General features: G+C 44.1%; 13 protein-coding genes. 10 read left to right on the forward strand and 3 right to left on the reverse strand.

Annotated features, from left to right (window positions below; genetic code table 11):
• The first annotated feature begins 28 nt into the window (after positions 1-28).
• The 5 genes from ACFSUO_RS12070 to ACFSUO_RS12090 all read left to right on the forward strand — a co-directional run bounded on the left by ACFSUO_RS12070 (position 29) and on the right by ACFSUO_RS12090 (position 7,500).
• A complete protein-coding gene (locus ACFSUO_RS12070; RefSeq protein ID WP_382394392.1) occupies positions 29-886 on the forward strand; it encodes an amidase domain-containing protein in 858 nt (285 codons plus the stop codon).
• A 74-nt stretch (positions 887-960) separates the two neighbouring features.
• Positions 961-1,434 (forward strand): tRNA (cytidine(34)-2'-O)-methyltransferase, encoded by a 474-nt coding sequence (locus tag ACFSUO_RS12075; RefSeq protein WP_382394394.1) that lies wholly within the window; start codon positions 961-963, stop codon positions 1,432-1,434.
• 441 nt (positions 1,435-1,875) lie between these two features.
• Complete coding sequence (locus ACFSUO_RS12080; RefSeq protein ID WP_382394396.1) at positions 1,876-4,743, forward strand: 2-oxoglutarate dehydrogenase E1 component; 2,868 nt, start codon at positions 1,876-1,878, stop codon at positions 4,741-4,743.
• Positions 4,730-6,001, forward strand: a complete 1,272-nt coding sequence (odhB, locus tag ACFSUO_RS12085) for a 2-oxoglutarate dehydrogenase complex dihydrolipoyllysine-residue succinyltransferase (RefSeq protein ID WP_382394398.1) — start codon at positions 4,730-4,732, stop codon at positions 5,999-6,001. The genes ACFSUO_RS12080 and odhB overlap by 14 nt, the downstream gene beginning before the upstream one ends.
• Positions 6,002-6,309: 308 nt before the next feature.
• The gene (locus ACFSUO_RS12090; protein ID WP_382394400.1) at positions 6,310-7,500 is read left to right on the forward strand and encodes a NupC/NupG family nucleoside CNT transporter; all 1,191 of its coding nucleotides are present in this window, start codon (positions 6,310-6,312) and stop codon (positions 7,498-7,500) included.
• A 275-nt stretch (positions 7,501-7,775) separates the two neighbouring features.
• Here the strand turns inward: ACFSUO_RS12090 and ACFSUO_RS12095 are convergent, their stop codons facing one another.
• Positions 7,776-8,114, reverse strand: coding sequence for an MATE family efflux transporter (locus ACFSUO_RS12095; protein ID WP_382394402.1), 339 nt, complete (start codon positions 8,112-8,114; stop codon positions 7,776-7,778).
• 197 nt (positions 8,115-8,311) lie between these two features.
• On the opposite strand from ACFSUO_RS12095, the gene ACFSUO_RS12100 reads away from it, so the two are divergent.
• The 4 genes from ACFSUO_RS12100 (at position 8,312) to ACFSUO_RS12115 (ending at position 13,967) form a co-directional block, all read left to right on the forward strand.
• Entirely contained in the window at positions 8,312-9,385 is a 1,074-nt protein-coding gene (locus tag ACFSUO_RS12100) for an undecaprenyldiphospho-muramoylpentapeptide beta-N-acetylglucosaminyltransferase (protein WP_382394404.1), read from the forward strand.
• A gap of 893 nt (positions 9,386-10,278) precedes the next feature.
• Entirely contained in the window at positions 10,279-11,298 is a 1,020-nt protein-coding gene (locus ACFSUO_RS12105; protein WP_382394406.1) for an ABC transporter substrate-binding protein, read from the forward strand.
• A 603-nt stretch (positions 11,299-11,901) separates the two neighbouring features.
• Complete coding sequence (locus ACFSUO_RS12110; protein ID WP_382394408.1) at positions 11,902-12,759, forward strand: ABC transporter permease; 858 nt, start codon at positions 11,902-11,904, stop codon at positions 12,757-12,759.
• Positions 12,759-13,967 (forward strand): quaternary amine ABC transporter ATP-binding protein, encoded by a 1,209-nt coding sequence (locus ACFSUO_RS12115; RefSeq protein ID WP_382394410.1) that lies wholly within the window; start codon positions 12,759-12,761, stop codon positions 13,965-13,967. Before ACFSUO_RS12110 ends, ACFSUO_RS12115 begins: the two co-directional genes overlap by 1 nt.
• A 75-nt stretch (positions 13,968-14,042) precedes the next feature.
• Here ACFSUO_RS12115 and ACFSUO_RS12120 read toward each other — a convergent pair whose 3' ends face one another.
• Together ACFSUO_RS12120 and ACFSUO_RS12125 are read right to left on the reverse strand one after the other, a co-directional pair.
• A complete protein-coding gene (locus ACFSUO_RS12120; protein ID WP_382394412.1) occupies positions 14,043-14,594 on the reverse strand; it encodes a beta-class carbonic anhydrase in 552 nt (183 codons plus the stop codon).
• Positions 14,595-14,623: 29 nt separating this feature from the next.
• Complete coding sequence (locus ACFSUO_RS12125; protein WP_382394414.1) at positions 14,624-15,664, reverse strand: hypothetical protein; 1,041 nt, start codon at positions 15,662-15,664, stop codon at positions 14,624-14,626.
• Positions 15,665-16,050: 386 nt separating this feature from the next.
• Here ACFSUO_RS12125 and ACFSUO_RS12130 point away from each other — a divergent pair, with 386 nt between their 5' ends.
• A complete protein-coding gene (locus tag ACFSUO_RS12130; protein WP_382394416.1) occupies positions 16,051-16,863 on the forward strand; it encodes a S1C family serine protease in 813 nt (270 codons plus the stop codon).
• Positions 16,864-17,050 lie beyond the last annotated feature (187 nt).

Genomic DNA, 17,050 nt, shown 5'->3' on the forward strand with positions numbered 1-17,050 from the left:
CATATACTGGTATTGGAGGGGATTTTTTATGGAAAAAGTGAAAGATACTTGGCTGGAATTTTTTCAATTGGCGTCTGATGACCAAGCCGGCTGGTGGCAGCGAAAAAAAACATCATATCGTGAGCGAGGAGCGGAGATTGCCCGGATTACCGGCCATGGACATGTTTTTGAATCCATTAGGTACGGTAAACAGACAGTGTACCAGTATTTGCTTCATTTGGCATTGCTGATCAGGCAAAATGGTAAGTTTATTAGAGAAGAACAAGTAATACCGTATTGGTTTCAGTTGGAAGATGACAGAATTACCGGGCACTGGCGAGTGGAAAGGGATGCCGAACCCGTGGAGCCCGGGCATACCCACCCTGTTTCCAATGCCACAGGGGAAAACAGATCAGTTGAACGATTTGATTATGACAGACGTGCTGCTGTTCAGTATGCGGAACGATGGTGGAACAGCTATAATCCGGAATATAGGAAGTTTGACGTGGACTGCACTAATTTTGTGTCACAATGCATGAGGGCTGGAGGTGCGCCCATGCGTGGAGCCCCCGACCGTGAAAGTGGCTGGTGGTATGGGGAGGATAATTGGAGTTACAGCTGGGCAGTGGCTCATTCACTCCGGTGGTATTTAAGCGGATCAACTGCGGGATTAAAAGGAAAAGAAATGGAGTCAGCAAGCGATCTGATACCAGGTGATATTATTTGCTATGACTTTGCAGGGGATGGCAGATGGGATCATAACACGATTGTTGTCGCCAAAGACCCGGATGGCATGCCCCTTGTCAATGCACATACAGATAACAGCCGGAACCGTTACTGGTCATATGAAGATTCACTCGCATGGACACCGGATACACAATATAAATTTTTCCGAATTGGTGAGTAATGCTATAATAGTGCGTGTTCAAAAAGGAGGCGGACTTTTTGAACTGAAAATGTGAAGGAAAGAGGAGAAGAAACGTGGGTTTGCATATTGTACTATATCAGCCGGAAATACCAGCTAATACCGGGAATATTGCAAGAACTTGCCTAGGGTCAGGGGCCACATTGCATCTGATCCGTCCTTTGGGATTCTCGACAAGTGACAAAATGGTTCGCCGTGCCGGGCTTGATTACTGGCAATATACAGATGTTCGGGAATATGACTCCATTGAGGAAGTGTATGCCAATTATCCCAATGGCACATTCTATTATATTGAAAATGTTGGGTCCAATTATTATACCGATTATGATTTCAGTAATATGGAAGAGGATTTACTGTTTGTATTCGGCCGGGAAGGCTCGGGATTTCCGCCGGAGTTTCTGGAAGGAAAAGAGGACCAATGTTTACGTATTCCGATGAGTGGCCAGGTCCGTTCATTGAACTTATCGAATACAGCTGCAATTATTACATTTGAAGTACTGCGGCAGCGTGGCTTTCCCGGAATGGCCTAGTGTACTGCCACCGAATAAGAAAAGCATCGGCTGTTATGCCGATGCTTTTGTTCTTTACTGGTTCTTTTTCGGTACACCTGGTTTTGCATCATATCCTGCTGTGAAACAGGAAACTAGAAATGTTATGATAACGCCCATCAACAATGTAAGCTTCATGGAACATCCTCCTTTTCATGCATGAATCATAGCCTTTGTTACGTTTAGTATGCCTTCATTATACCTGATTATAGCTATGATGTGAACTCTTATCCAAGTTTTAAAGGAAAACGTCATATTATGCGAATTGTTTTATTTTTGGAACTGTCCTGGCGCTTATTGTTTCTGCCCTTGAAATAGGGTATATTAGTTGATGAAGTTGCGACAGAGTTCTATAATGAACAATGGATATGAAAGGCCGTTATCTAACGGGGATAAAGTTAACTTCTAATGGGGGTATATGACGTGGCACAGAGTGAGGAATCCCACGAAAGATTCTGGGAGAGTTTTCATGGTCCCAATATGGGTTATATCGAAGAACAGTACGAATTATATAAGGAGGATCCTGCTGCTGTAGATTCTTCGCTGAAGGAATTGTTTGACAAGCACGGTGCCCCTGAACGGGTACGTCATACATCAGAATCAGCTCAGCAGGTGACACAATCTGGTCCTTCTATAGGAGATGTCAAAAAACTGACCTCAGCAATGAAACTTGTTGAGGCTATTCGTCGTTTTGGACATCTTGAGTCAGATATCTATCCGGTAGGACGTGATGGGCGAAAAACCGAGCTAGTTAATCCGGAGACTTACGGACTGACGGAAGCGGATTTACGGGATATCCCTGCTAACTGGCTGTGGGAACAGGCTCCGAGTGGTGTTGATGATGGATATGAGGTCATTGAACGGCTGAAATCCTTGTACTCCGGAACAATCACCTTTGAATATGATCATGTGAACAAAGATGATGAACGGGCGTGGCTCCTGGATTATATTGAATCGGCACGGTTCCATGACGGCTTTTCCAACGAGCGTAAAAAAGGGTTGCTGAAGCGCCTTGCTGAAGTGGAAGGCTTCGAGGAGTTTCTGCAAAAAACATTTGTCGGCCAGAAGCGCTTTTCCATTGAAGGTCTCGCATCGATGGTTCCAATGCTTGACAAGGTTGTCCAGAATTCGATTGAAGACAATATCGAACATATTATGATGGGGATGGCCCACCGCGGACGCCTGAGTGTCCTTGCACACGTATTGGGTAAGCCGTTTGATAAAATATTCTCCGAGTTTCACCATTCACCCGATAAAGAACTGATTCCATCGGAAGGTTCAACAGGCATTAATTATGGTTGGACCGGTGATGTGAAGTACCACTTTGGAGCAACAAAAGATGTCAAAGCGGATGATGAACGGTCCGGAACACGAATCACTCTTGCCAACAATCCGTCACATTTGGAATTTGTTAATCCAGTTGTGGAAGGATTTACACGTGCAGGACAGGATGACCGTTCCCAAAAAGGATATCCGGAGCAGGACTTCCGAAAAGCTCTGCCAGTATTGATTCATGGGGATGCGGCATTCATCGGTGAAGGTGTTGTTGCGGAAACGTTGAATTTCAAAGGCTTGCCGGGCTATCAGACAGGCGGAACGCTGCATATCATTGCAAATAACCTTCTTGGCTATACAACTGATCAGCAGGACGGACGTTCCACCCGATACGCCAGCGATTTGGCCAAAGGTTTTGAAATTCCGATTATCCATGTCAATGCAGATGACCCGGTTGCATGTATTGCTGCCATTACGATGGCTTATGAATATCGTCAAAAGTTCCATAAGGATTTCTTGATTGATCTTGTCGGTTATCGCCGCTATGGCCACAATGAAATGGATGAGCCAAGAGCGACACAGCCGAAACTGTATAAAAATATAGATGAACACCCGACATCTGCCGGCGTTTTCGCTGAAAAACTGCAGCAGGATGGCATAGTTGAATCTGATGAACTGACAAAGGTCATGGAACAGGTGACAGCCAACCTTCGGGAAACATATGAAAACATGAAGGAAAACGATACTGGTGAACCCGAGCCAAAAGTGATGCCGAGCGCATTGACGAATGGACTGGATCAGTTTGAGACAGCTGTACCACTGGAAGATCTGAAAGCACTGAATAGAGACATGCAAAAGCGCCCTGAAGGTTTTACCGTGTTCCGGAAGCTGGAACGGATTCTCAAACGACGCGAAAATGTTCTGGAAGAAGGGAACAAGGCAGATTGGGGTGCCGGTGAAGCTTTAACGTATGCATCTATTCTTAATGATGGCATTCCAATTCGCCTGACAGGTCAGGACACCGAGCGCGGAACGTTTGCACACAGGCATATGGTTCTTCATGATGCGAAAACCGGGGACAAATACAGCCCGCTGCATGGACTTGAAGGTACGGAAGCTTCGTTCGACATCCGTAACAGCCCGCTTTCAGAAGCAGGTGTTTTAGGATTTGAATACGGGTATAGTGTTCAGGCACCTAACACGCTTGTCATCTGGGAAGCGCAGTTTGGGGATTTTGCCAATGCGGCGCAAGTCATTTTTGACCAGTTTATTTCCGCAGCACGTGCAAAATGGGGTGACAAGTCAAACCTTGTCATGCTGCTTCCGCACGGGTATGAAGGACAAGGACCGGAACATTCCAGTGCACGTCTGGAACGCTTTCTGCAGCTTGCAGCGGAAAATAACCTGATTGTTGCCAATGTGACATCGTCAGCTCAATTTTTCCATTTGATTCGCCGTCAAGCGGCTATGCGCGGCAGGGAGGAAGCTCGTCCGCTCGTACTAATGACACCGAAAAGTCTGCTGCGTAACCAGCGGGTTGCTTCGGAGGCGAAAGAATTTACAGAAGGCAAATTTGAACCATTGCGCCAGCAGCCAAATTTGAAAGTGAGCAAGAAGAATGCCAAGCGGCTGTTAATCGGAAGTGGTAAGGTAATGGTTGACATTGAAGAGGCAATTGCCGACTCGGATGAAAAATTTGATTGGCTGCGTGTTCTTCGATTGGAACAAATTTATCCATTCCCGACAAAGCAACTTGAAAAAGAGCTGAAAGAACTTCCGAACCTGGAGGAAATTGTATGGGTACAGGAAGAACCGCAAAACATGGGCAGCTGGGATTTTGTCGATGATTACTTGCGGGAGTTGCTGCAAGAAGGGCAGACATTACGCTATGTTGGCCGTCCACACCGCGCTTCACCTGCAGTGGGAGAACCAAATGTTGACAAAACCGAGCAAAAGCAGATTATTCAGGAAGCAATTAACCCGTCCAAAGGAGGAGATTCCAGTGAACGAAATTAAGATTCCGGAACTTGCAGAATCCATCACAGAAGGCACTATTTCCGAGTGGCTCGTCAAAAAAGGCGACAAAGTTGAAAAAGGGGACGCAGTCGTCGAGCTGGAAACAGACAAAGTGAACGTCGAAGTAAATACAGATTATGCCGGTGTCATCACAGAAATCGTCCGTGACGAAGGTGAGGATGTCGAAGTCGGCGACGTTATTGCTAAAGTAGATGAGAATGGGGAAGCTGGGGCTGATGCTTCCGGTGCGTCTGACAACACATCAGGCGAAGCAGCTGAAACGAAAGAAGAAGCACCACAGGAAACACCTGCTGCAAAGGCAGATACACAAAGAGAAGAGCAACCGGCTGATAATGCAGACGTCATCGCATCTCCTGCTACCCGTAAACGTGCACGTGAACTGGGTATTGATTTGAGCAAAGTACAGGCACGCGATCCATTAGGCCGTATCCGTCCGGAAGATGTTGATACTCATGCCAAAGGTACCAGCGAACAGAAAGAAGCAAAACCGGCCAAAAAAGAAGAACCGAAGCAATCGGAAAAAACGACATTTGATAAGCCAGTTGAACGGGTCAAAATGTCACGCCGCCGTCAAACGATTGCAAATCGGCTTGTGAATGTACAGCAGGAATCAGCCATGCTGACAACATTCAATGAAGTGGATATGTCAGGAATCATGAAACTGCGCAGTGAGCGGAAAGAAAAGTTCATGCAGAAACATGATATTAAGTTAGGCTTCATGTCTTTCTTTACAAAAGCTGTTATCGGCGCTCTGAAAGACTTCCCACTTCTAAATGCGGAAATTCAGGGTAACGAACTTGTACTGAAAAAATTCTATGACATTGGAATTGCTGTATCGACGGAAGAAGGACTTGTCGTACCGGTTGTCCGTGATGCAGACAAAATGGACTTTGCCGGTGTTGAAAGTGAAATTGCCAATCTCGGCAAAAAAGCCGTTAATAAAGAGTTGTCACTGGATGAACTGCAGGGCGGAACATTCACGATCACCAATGGCGGAACATTTGGTTCGATGCTGTCGACACCAATCCTTAATTCACCACAGGTTGGTATTCTTGGCATGCATAATATCCAAAAACGTCCAATGGTTATGCCGGATGATTCCATTGAAGTCCGTCCAATGATGTACCTGGCATTATCCTATGACCATCGGATTGTTGACGGAAAAGAAGCAGTACAATTCCTTGTACGCATCAAAGAGTTGCTCGAAGACCCATACGACTTGCTGCTCGAAGGCTAATGACTTATACAGCAAAAATAAAACCCTCGCTTGGATGAGAAGTCCTTGCGGGGGTTTTTTTAAGGAATGTTAGGAATAGGATGATATTGTCAGTAACGTGTGAAACGCAATTTTAATTACGTTCTTTGGGTTATTTCTTTTAAAACTCCTAGGTGCAGGGTATAACTAATAAAACTGTATAATTCTATTTGGTAAATTTTTAATTTGCTGGACGTCTGACAACCTGTTAAAATTGACAATGAAAAAAGCGGATTTGTAAGCAGTTTCATGATGCTGCATTCGCTTCACATCATAGGGGAGGCAAACCAGTGGGTATTATTTTTGGGGTATTAGCAATCATTATTGTATTGGCTTTGGCATATTTCATGTCGAACGATAAGAAAAATATCAATTTTAAGGGTATTGGTATCATGCTCCTTGCCCAGCTTGTTATTACATGGTTCATGTTCAATACAGATATCGGCCGTGCGGTTATTAGTGGAATTTCGGCAGGCTTTAATAAGCTGATTGAGTTTGGTAAAGAGGGTGTGAACTTTGTTGTCGGTGGTATTCAGATAACTGAAGGCGGAAGCGTGTTCTTTTTTAATGTCTTGCTGCTGATTATCTTTTTCTCGACACTTTTGTCAGTGCTTACCTATTTGCGCATCTTGCCGCCGATTATCAAATATTTAGGCGGTCTGTTATCAAAAATTACCGGTCTGCCAAAGGTGGAGTCCTTTAACGCGGTAAACAGTATCTTTTTCGGTCAGTCAGAAGCTTTGCTGGCCGTTAAGACGCAGTTCCATCATTTGAATAACAATCGGCTCTATATTGTCAGTGCATCTGCCATGGGTTCCGTATCGGCATCCATTGTCGGAGCTTACTTGCAGATTCTGCCGCCGCAATATGTGCTTGCAGCATTGCCGCTTAACATGTTCAGTGCACTAATCATGGCATCCGTCATTGCGCCTGTGAAGGTCCCTGAAGAGGAAGATGTGGTGGATGTGAAAGATGTGTCCAATGATAAAAGCATTTTTGAAGCCATGAGCAATGGAGCGCTTGATGGCGGAAAAATTGCCTTAATCGTTGCTGCCATGCTGATTGCATTTATTGCTTCACTTGAGTTAGTTAATTGGCTGATTCAGTTTGTATTTGCTGGTGTGACGTTACAGGAGATTCTTGGCTATATTATTGCTCCGATTGGTATACTAATGGGCATTTCGCCTGGGGAAGTCATTGAGGCAGGCGGTATAATGGGCACCAAGATTGTCACGAATGAATTTGTTGCAATGCTTGAGTTCCAGGATATCCTGGGAGGCATGTCTGAAAAAACAGTTGGCATTGTATCGGTATTTCTGACAAGCTTTGCTAACTTCTCATCGATTGGTATTATTGCCGGAACTGTTCAGGGGATCGACAGCAAGAAGGCCGTACAGGTTTCCGGTTTCGGTATGAAATTGCTGATTGGTGCGACACTCGCTTCCATCCTGTCCGCAACCATCGCAGGGCTGTTTCTATAACCTGTGATGCAGCTTTAAAAAAGCGTATGCGAAAAGACCGCCTATTATGGGCGGTCTTTTTAGTAATGTCGGAAAGTTTTCCTACTCCGAATGTATAAGTCGCAGCTTTTGTTTCTGCAGGTGCCGGAGCCGTATGACAAGTGCGAGAGCGCCGGCGCTTAAGCCAATAATGATACCAACCCAATAGCCGAACGGTTCCAGCCCCCAGGGCAATAAGGTAATATTTGGCGATGTGACGGACATCTGCTTCTAGATCCATCAATTGCATGACAGGATTAAGCGCAAACGCCCCGAAGAGAAGAACCAATAAGGCCAGTATGACTGCCAGGTAAATACCTTGCTGGATTTTTCCGAAACATCTTTTTCTTTCCTGCTCCAATAATATGTGCAATAATCGGTGTAATGGCTAGGAACACGCCGTTAAAACCTGTGAAGATCGGGACCCACAGGCTGGATCCGATAGCTGCACCGGCCAGATCGGCAGCACTTGCCCGCCCGGACATCACTGTGTCAAAAAAGTTCATGAGATACATACCAGATTGGGTAATCAGGATGGGTATTACGATGACAGTGAATAGTTTGAGCTTTTCCTTTAATGTTGCTGTTTCATGCATAATACCCTTCCTTTCTATATAATTTTCCATTAGGATAGAAGAAGTAAAAATTGATTCCACATCATTATACCGTTTTACTTCAACGTCAGGAAGTATAAATGATGGTTGACCTTATAAGTAAAACTAAGGCTTTCACTATAAAGACTTAGTGAAAGTCAAGTTTTTCTAACGTGTGCGAAAGAAGGAGTGCTTGGGTTATGAAAGCAAATCGAATTCTATTTACGGGTGGTGGCACAGCAGGGCATGTCATTGTCAATCTGGCCTTGATTCCGTTATTTCAAAAAGAGGGCTGGGAAATAGATTATATTGGTTCCAGGCAGGGAATTGAACGAAGGCTGATTGAACCGCTTGAAGGTGTCTCCTATCATTCTGTGTCAACAGGGAAATTGCGACGCTACCTGTCGAAGGAGAATATGAAGGATCCATTCAAAGTGTTGAAAGGAACGCTTGAGTCATGGCGTATCCTTGGCAAACGGAAGCCGTCGGTTGTCTTTTCCAAAGGTGGTTTTGTATCCGTTCCGGTGATTGTTGCCGCAAAACTGCGCGGGGTTCCGGCAGTTATCCATGAGTCGGATTTCACGCCGGGGCTAGCCAACAAATTGGCGATTCCATTTGCGAAACGAGTACTGGCAACGTTTCCAGAAACAATGGACTATCTTCCACAGAAAAAAGCCGAATATGTTGGCGCCGTTATACGCGAAGAATTGTTTGAAGGGGATAAAACACGCGGACTTGAAATGTGCGGATTCACGAAGGCAAAACCCGTTCTTTTAATTATGGGCGGAAGCGGCGGATCCGAAAAAATCAATCAAACTGTCCGGGAAAGCCTTAATCAGTTATTACCCGAATTTCAGATTGCCCATATTTGCGGGTCAGGAAAAATCGATCCCTCCGCCGAACAAGCTGGTTACGTGCAATTTGAATACGTTCATGAAGATTTGAAGGATATGTTTGCTGCCGCTGATTTTGTTCTGTCGCGTGCCGGGGCGAACGCCATTTTTGAGTTTCTGGCATTAAGGAAACCAATGCTCCTTGTTCCATTGTCCCGATCGGCAAGCAGAGGAGACCAGATTATTAATGCCAATTCTTTTAAAGAGAAAAATTACGCAAATGTCCTTGAAGAAGAAGAACTGACAAACGATTCACTGGTGCAAGAGTTAAACAAGCTGAAAAAACAGGCGCCGGTCATGATTGATCATATGAAAAACTACCGGAGTGAAAAGGCACGGAGCCGTGTGATGGAGATTATTAAAGAAACCGCGGGTAAATAAGAGAATTAGATGAGCTAATAAAATGTTGTCTGATGGTGATAGATAGTAACCTCGGTGCGCTGAATACCAAGCCGAGGTTTTTTGCTTCACTTTAGGGAATGAACCCCTCCTGAACAATGTCTATAAACTGCGACATAACTGCTACGTCGCGCAGCCGGGCCGAAAGTCGCGCGAACCGGTCCAAAAGTCGCGCGAAAATCAAGAAAGTCTTCATCGGAAGACTTGCAACACGACGAGCACCAAGTGTATTTCCGTAGCGGTGTCATAGCACACAAATTGTGTCGCAGTTTATATCAACTGCATCGGAAACAATAAAGTTATTTTAAAACCTATTTTAACAATTGACTTAACAAACAAAAACGTTTGGATAGATATATAATTATCCAAGCGTTTTTTTGATATCTAATATTGTAATGAATACATCAAATCATTTAATAACTACATATAGGTGACGAACGACCGAACAGAGAGGAGAACCTGTCATTCGGTCCCAACAGAACACCGGAATGGCACCCATAAAATACTACTTGTCTTCCGTATCCATATCTATTACGGAGATATTGCCGTCGGAAAAGCGCGTCACACCGGCTTTTTTGTCGATAGAGAGAGTATTTTGGAATATTATGCAAGGATTGGCACGTTATAGTGAGCTATCATGGTTATATCTTTGTTAATCGTCGTAAATCAATGAATTTGCGGTTTGATAAAAACTATTTAGTCTATTATGATAAATAGTGTTTACAAGAGATGTCATCCACACAATGCTTCGTTCACACAAGTCATGTCACCTTCTAACCTTCAGGGACATATTTTTTTCACCTCGTCAAACGACGATATTCAGTTTTTTTTGATTTCGAGGACACAAGAAAAATAAACAAAAAAGGGGTAATCAAATGAAAAAGCTATTAATCTTGGCAGCTGTGATGATGCTGACAGTGCTAGCTGCCTGTGGCGGTTCAGATTCAGAAGCAGAATCTGAATCAGGTTCAGAGAACAAAGTGGATAAGCTTGTTTTCGCTGACGCTGGCTGGAACAGTATTAGGGTGCACAATTCGATTGCACAGCGAATCATTGAAGAGGGCTATGGTATTGATACGGAAGTTACACCAGGATCCACGGCGGCAACTGTTCAGGGGCTGCGGGAAGGTGATATTGATATCTACACGGAAGTCTGGACCGATAATATTAAAGAAGTGTACGAAGAAGCGATTGAAGCTGGTGAAATCGAGAAGGTTTCTGTGAATTTTGATGACAATGAACAAGGCTTGTATGTTCCAACATATGTCATTGAAGGTGATGAGGAACGCGGCATTGAACCAATGGCTCCAGGCCTGAAAACGGTTGAGGACCTGAAAAACTATCCAGAACTTTTTGAGGATCCGGCGGAACCAGGAAAAGGCCGCCTGATCAACGCACCAAGTGGATGGGCTATTGAAAAAGCTATTACTAAAAAAATGGAATCGTACGGATTGAATGAGTCGTTTGTCAACTTTAAACCTGGTTCTGATGCAGCCATTGTTGCCTCACTGGCAGATGCCTATGAAGCTGGGGAAGCATGGGTGGGCTACTACTGGTCCCCAACAGCTGTGACGGCCAAATATGATTTGACGTTACTGCAGGAACCAGAATATGATCCGGAAGTATACGAAAAAACGAAAGCAACACAAGCACCACCAAATGATGTCGTTGTTGCTGTTCATAAAGATGTTCCGGATAAAGCACCAGATGTCGTTGATTTTCTGAAAAACTATGAAACTAGCAGTGCGCTGACAGAAGAAGCATTGAACTACATGAACGAAAATGAAGACGCATCTGCAGAGGAAGCAGCCGTCTGGTGGATGAAGAAACATGAAGATGTTTGGACGGAATGGATTCCTGAGGATGTGGCAGAAAAAGTCAAGAAATCACTGTAATATAGGTTGTTCAAAAAGTCCGGTAAAAATGACGCATCGTATTTCTTCGTTGACTTGTTTCTCTGCTCCTTGGAAAAGAAAACCGCTTTTCCTGCGTGAGATGCGGATTCAGGGTAGCTTTCCTTATGCTCGAAACTACGTCGCCTCGAAATTTTCGGTCCTTTTTATCCTCCTTTTTGAACACGGACTAGTATTCAAAAAAGCAGCTGGCCTGCCGGTTGGCTGCTTTCCCAATTCAATGAACAAAGGCGCTGGAGCCGGACGTGGCTTACTTTGCAATTAAGAGTTATATTGAATGAATTTCATAAATACATTTTTTGCTTAATATACGAACTTATAACTGAAAACACACTTAATCATTCGTGCTCTACCTTAGAAGATTGGAACGGAAGGCGGACGACTCCTGCGGGATAAGAGGCCTAGATGAGACCCCGCAAGGCGTTAGCCTGAGGAGGCTCATCAGCCGCCCGCGGAAAGCGTCCGCCTGAAGTGGAAATCAAACGCAATAACCTAATTGTTCGTATTTTAAAGGTAGATATTGAATTATGAAATTCACTCATATTGTTAAATATTTTCTTATCTTAGAAAAAAGGTGTGATTATAATGGGGGTTTTCCCCGATATAACGTTTAAGCTGGGCGATTATGTAGAATCATTTGTCAATTTTTTGGATACCACGCTGGAAGCATTTTTTGAGTTTATTTATTTATTTTCCTCAAATGTCATTAATGGTATTGAAGGGTTTTTAATCTGGATACCATGGTGGTTATTTATCGTGCTGATTATTTTGCTCGGATGGTATTTTAAATCGGTGACTGCTGGTCTCCTTTACGGTATCTTCATCTTTTTAGTCGGGACATTCGGGTTATGGGAGGACTTGATGACGACCATTGCCATTGTCATGACCGCGGTACTTATCTCCCTCGCATTAGGTATTCCGCTTGGGGTTTGGATGGCTTTCAGCAAACGATTTTCAGTTGTCATGCGGCCTATTCTGGATGCCATGCAGACAATGCCGAGTTTCGTTTATCTGATCCCGGCAATCTTCTTTTTCGGACTTGGGAATGTGTCCGCTATTTTTGCAACATTGATTTATGCCATTCCTCCTGTTATCAGGCTTACGGAACTTGCCATCCGCAGTGTTGACCAAGAAGTGATGGAGTCCGCTGAATCATTCGGCTCATCCAGATGGCAAATGCTTTTTAAAATACAGCTCCCACAGGCACTTCCTACTATTATGGCCGGTGTGAACCAGACAACAATGATGGCTCTGGCTATGGTTGTTATTGCATCCATGGTTGGCGCACAAGGACTAGGTGAGCAAGTGCTCGTTTCGATCAACCAGATTGACATTGCACTTGGATTTGAAGCCGGTATTAGCATTGTATTCCTCGCCATTATTATTGACCGCATCACTGGCGGCGTAGCGGATAAATTTCAAAAACACAGGAGGGTAAGCTAATGGCTCCGAAAATAAAACTCGAACATATATCCAAAATTTTTGGACCGAAGCCAAAGTCAGTTATCCCTAAAATAAAGAGCGGCATGTCCAAAGATGAAATACTTGCAGAAACGGGCCATACGGTTGGAGTTTATGATGCATCAATGGAAATTGAAGAAGGGGAAATATTTGTCATCATGGGGCTTTCCGGAAGTGGTAAGTCAACGCTTATCCGCTGCTTCAACTTATTGAATAAACCAACGGATGGCGCTATTCGGATTGATGGAGAAGATATCGTTAAATCCAGCAAACAAAAGCTGAAGGAAGTACGTCAGAAAAAAGTAGCGATGGTTTTCCAGCATTTCGGGCTTTTCAACCATCGTACCATCATGGCCAATGTGGAGTATGGGCTTGAAGTGCGGAACATCTCTAAAGAAGAACGCCGGGAAATTGCCCAAAAAAACATAGAAAGTGTCGGATTGAAGGGCTATGAAGATAAATACCCTGACGAACTTTCGGGCGGCATGCAGCAGCGGGTCGGCCTTGCACGAGCACTTGCCAATGATCCGGATATCCTTCTCATGGACGAGCCATTCAGCGCGCTGGACCCGCTTATCCGGCGCGAAATGCAGCTGGAACTGCTGGACATCCAGGAACGGCTGCAAAAAACGATTATATTTATCACCCATGATGTCAATGAAGCATTTAAACTGGGTGACCGGGTGGCCGTTATGAAAGACGGAAAGGTGAATCAGATCGGAACACCGGAGGAGATTATCGAGAGGCCTGCCAACGATTATATAGCTGACTTTATCCGGGATATTGACCGGTCGAAAGTTTTCCAGGCGGAGCACATTATGATCCAGCCGAATGCACTAGTTTCCATGAAAGATGGATTGAATGTTGCGCGAAAAGAAATGGAAGAGAACGGAATATCCAGTGTTTTTGTTGTTGACCGGAGTCGCCATGTGAAAGGGATTGTCACTATTGATGACGCGATTAAGGGGATAAAAGAGAAACAAACATTGCCGGATGTCATGTGCACGGACATTACTATTGTGCAGCAAGATGAATATGTGAATGATCTTATCCCGAAGGCACTGGAATCCAGTTTTCCGCTAGCAGTTGTGAATGAAGGGGATAAATTGATTGGCTTCATCCTCCGGGTGCACGTTCTGTCCGGACTTGCAGCGGAAGATGTGGATGAAAGTCCTGAGTATCATGCTTAAACTAAAACTGACCTTCTCCAATTAGTGAAGGTCAGTTTTTTTAGCTTTGCTTAAAGGTTGTTGTTTACGCTTATTCTATTCTTTCGTAATCAGGTCAGCTTTGCCTGTTTCCGGGTCAATGGCCAGTCCGTGCGTTTTCACATAGGATGGCAGCAGCGGATGGTTCCGGATGATGGAAACACTATTTCTGACAGAACTTTCAACGGAGTCAAAGCCTTTAAATTCTTTTTCCAGGTCAACACCAGCGTGTTCCAATGTATCCAGCGTCTGTTTAGATACACCTTTGTCAACCATTTTTTGTTTAAAGGCGTCCGTATCCATATGTGACATACCACAGTCATAATGTCCGATGACGATGACCTGTTCTGCTTTCAGTTCGTAAATGGCCACCAGTATGCTCTTCATAATACTGTCAAACGGTTTCCGGATAATCGCTCCGCCATTTTTGACCATTTTAATATCACCATTGTGGATGTTCAGCGCTTTTGGCAGCAGTTCAACCAGTCGTGAATCCATACAGGTGAAGATGACAGTCCGTTCGTTTGGTATGCTGTCTGTCTGATAAGGTTTATAAGCTTGTTTTTCGACAAAATTCTGATTATATGCAAGCATCTCATCAAGCTGCATTTGAATCATTCCCCCTGTCTGTTCATTGTTTAATGGGCAATTAGCTTTTCACGATATACCATAATGGCTCTTGCCTTGATAAATATGGCAATTTCCCAGATTAAAGCCAGCAGTACAATCCAGGCCCAGATATCCATAAAACCCCGCTGGAATTGATAAAGCCACTCCGGTACCGGATAAAATGGATTGGTCTGCATAATGAGTGAAAACGTATAAAACATGCCAAATGTAAAGTTTCGGGACCATTGTGTGACATCATAGGTAAAGATGCCTTGATTCCATCCATAATGCCTGACTCGTTTGACGGCGCGGATTATTTCGACAGCCTCTACAGCAACAAGGAGCACGAATACCAGAATCCAAAAATAAATGACAAATCCAGGTGTAAACGTGTTTGTCGTGACAATTGCCAGCCCTGTAATGGACAGTGCACCGTGAATGATGCAGTTCGTGTTTGCCCAGTCACCGGTCAGACTCCAATCATGGTGTTTGATGTACCGGTTGAAAAGCAGCGCGACACCTGCAAGATAGAAAACGAGCCCAAGCACGATAATCGCTTCTGAAAAATACGACGGAAACTGAAAAAACACATTGTTCAATAAAATGATGATGGACTGTGTTCCAACTGTCGAGAGCAGTATGGCACCATGCACAGGATAGTTCCTATGATCGACTACTAGCTGTTTAAAATTATAAATGCAATTAGCCACAAAGAAAAGCCATAAGAATGTGTTGAGAATACCCATTGCCTGTGTCAGCAGGAGGATCTCGGGAAAATAGCGGAGAAAAACGTTGCATAAAACAGATACACCGGCAATCCATGTCCCGATCACGAATGAATTGACGGGATTCTGGATGAACGGAATTAGAAAATCACGGTGAAAGAACTGAATGGATAAATCCTTGTAAATAATAACCCATGCAACTAAGAGAAAAAAAGCCAGGTATTTTCCGTACACCTGATCAAGAACAGGGAATGCCTCAACTGCACCAATCAGAAAGATTCCATTTGCCATGATAATGGCACCGGATGCAGGTTCGATTTTTTTATAATAGCCCTTAAGTAACATATACTTCACGTCCATATCGAGTTATTGTTCTCATTGAATTATAACATTTTTCTAGGCCTTTTGATTACATATTTACGAAAGTGTGATAATCTTCACAAGAGATTGTGACAACTTTGTGCATAGAATGGTACGGACCGGGAATAGTCTGATTTGGTTTCTACGTTAGGAAAGTATAAAATTTTGCTGGGATGATTACTCAGGTGTAGTGAAAATTTTAAAGTCCCAAGTATAAGTGCAACTAAGGCAATCGCCTGCGCCTGAATGCTTGGCGCTAGCCTAGTTTTCTAATGTTTCTCCAGGGGTGCTGGCAAATGGTATAATCGTATTATGGAAACGAATCCGATTTTTAGAAAGGCTTAAGGCCGCGATGACCTGGTGGTGATCTGATGAAGGACGGAAGGGATGACCGTGACATCATTGATGATGATTTATATGAAGACTTTGATGAGGAAGAGCTGTATGAACTTGTGGAACAAGAGCGGCAGCGAGCGCTGGAAAAGTCACTTCGGGAAAAGGACAATAAGCCAAAGCGCCCCTTCCCGAAGTGGGTGTTCTGGCTGATTGCAGCGGGGATGGTTTTAAATACCATATCGATGCTGCCAAGGACCTTTTCAATCCCAGCAATTGACTTTTTGCTGACATCGGCGGAATTGTCAACACAAGATACGATCCAGTCTTATAAAAAGTCGGTCGTAGTCATTGAAACGGATGACGGAAGAGGAACTGGTTTTTCCATTTCTGATGATGGAACCATTTTGACCAATCACCATGTTGTTGAGGGGGAAGACACGGTTACGGTTGCGTTCCCGGAGAAGGGATTGTTTTCCGGTGATGTTGTAGAAACGTATCCAGGCACTGATTTGGCGGTGCTTGAAGTGGAAGGTTCAGGTCTGCCACACCTTGACTTAGCAGCGGACAAAGCATGGCAGCAGGAAGACCAGCAAGTGTATTTTATCGGAAATCCAATCCGCTTTAATGGCATTGCAAACAAAGGTACGGTGCTTAAGCCGATTACACTTGATGGCTGGGATAAGCCGGTTATCATGATGGACGCCCCCGTTTACCGGGGCAATAGCGGAAGTCCGGTGATCAATCAGGACGGGAAAGTGATTGGTGTTGTTTTTGCCACACTTCGTCACGATACATACGGCAGGGTGGGGTTGTTTATACCGATTGATTATTATCATAAACAAAGCTGATTTGGTGCGTATTGTTTGTGGTAATTAATTTTTAAACAAACTGTAATGCTGTTGTGATAGGCGATAGAAATGTGTTGGGTTACGATGAAGGATGTCTATTCAATTTTAAGAGGTTGAACACGCAATTTAACGGGAAATGGTGGGGACATCATGCAAAAGAAAAAAACGATGTTTAATGATATAAATC

The organism is Lentibacillus juripiscarius, assembly GCF_042685205.1.
GTDB classification, from domain to species: domain Bacteria; phylum Bacillota; class Bacilli; order Bacillales; family Amphibacillaceae; genus Lentibacillus; species Lentibacillus juripiscarius.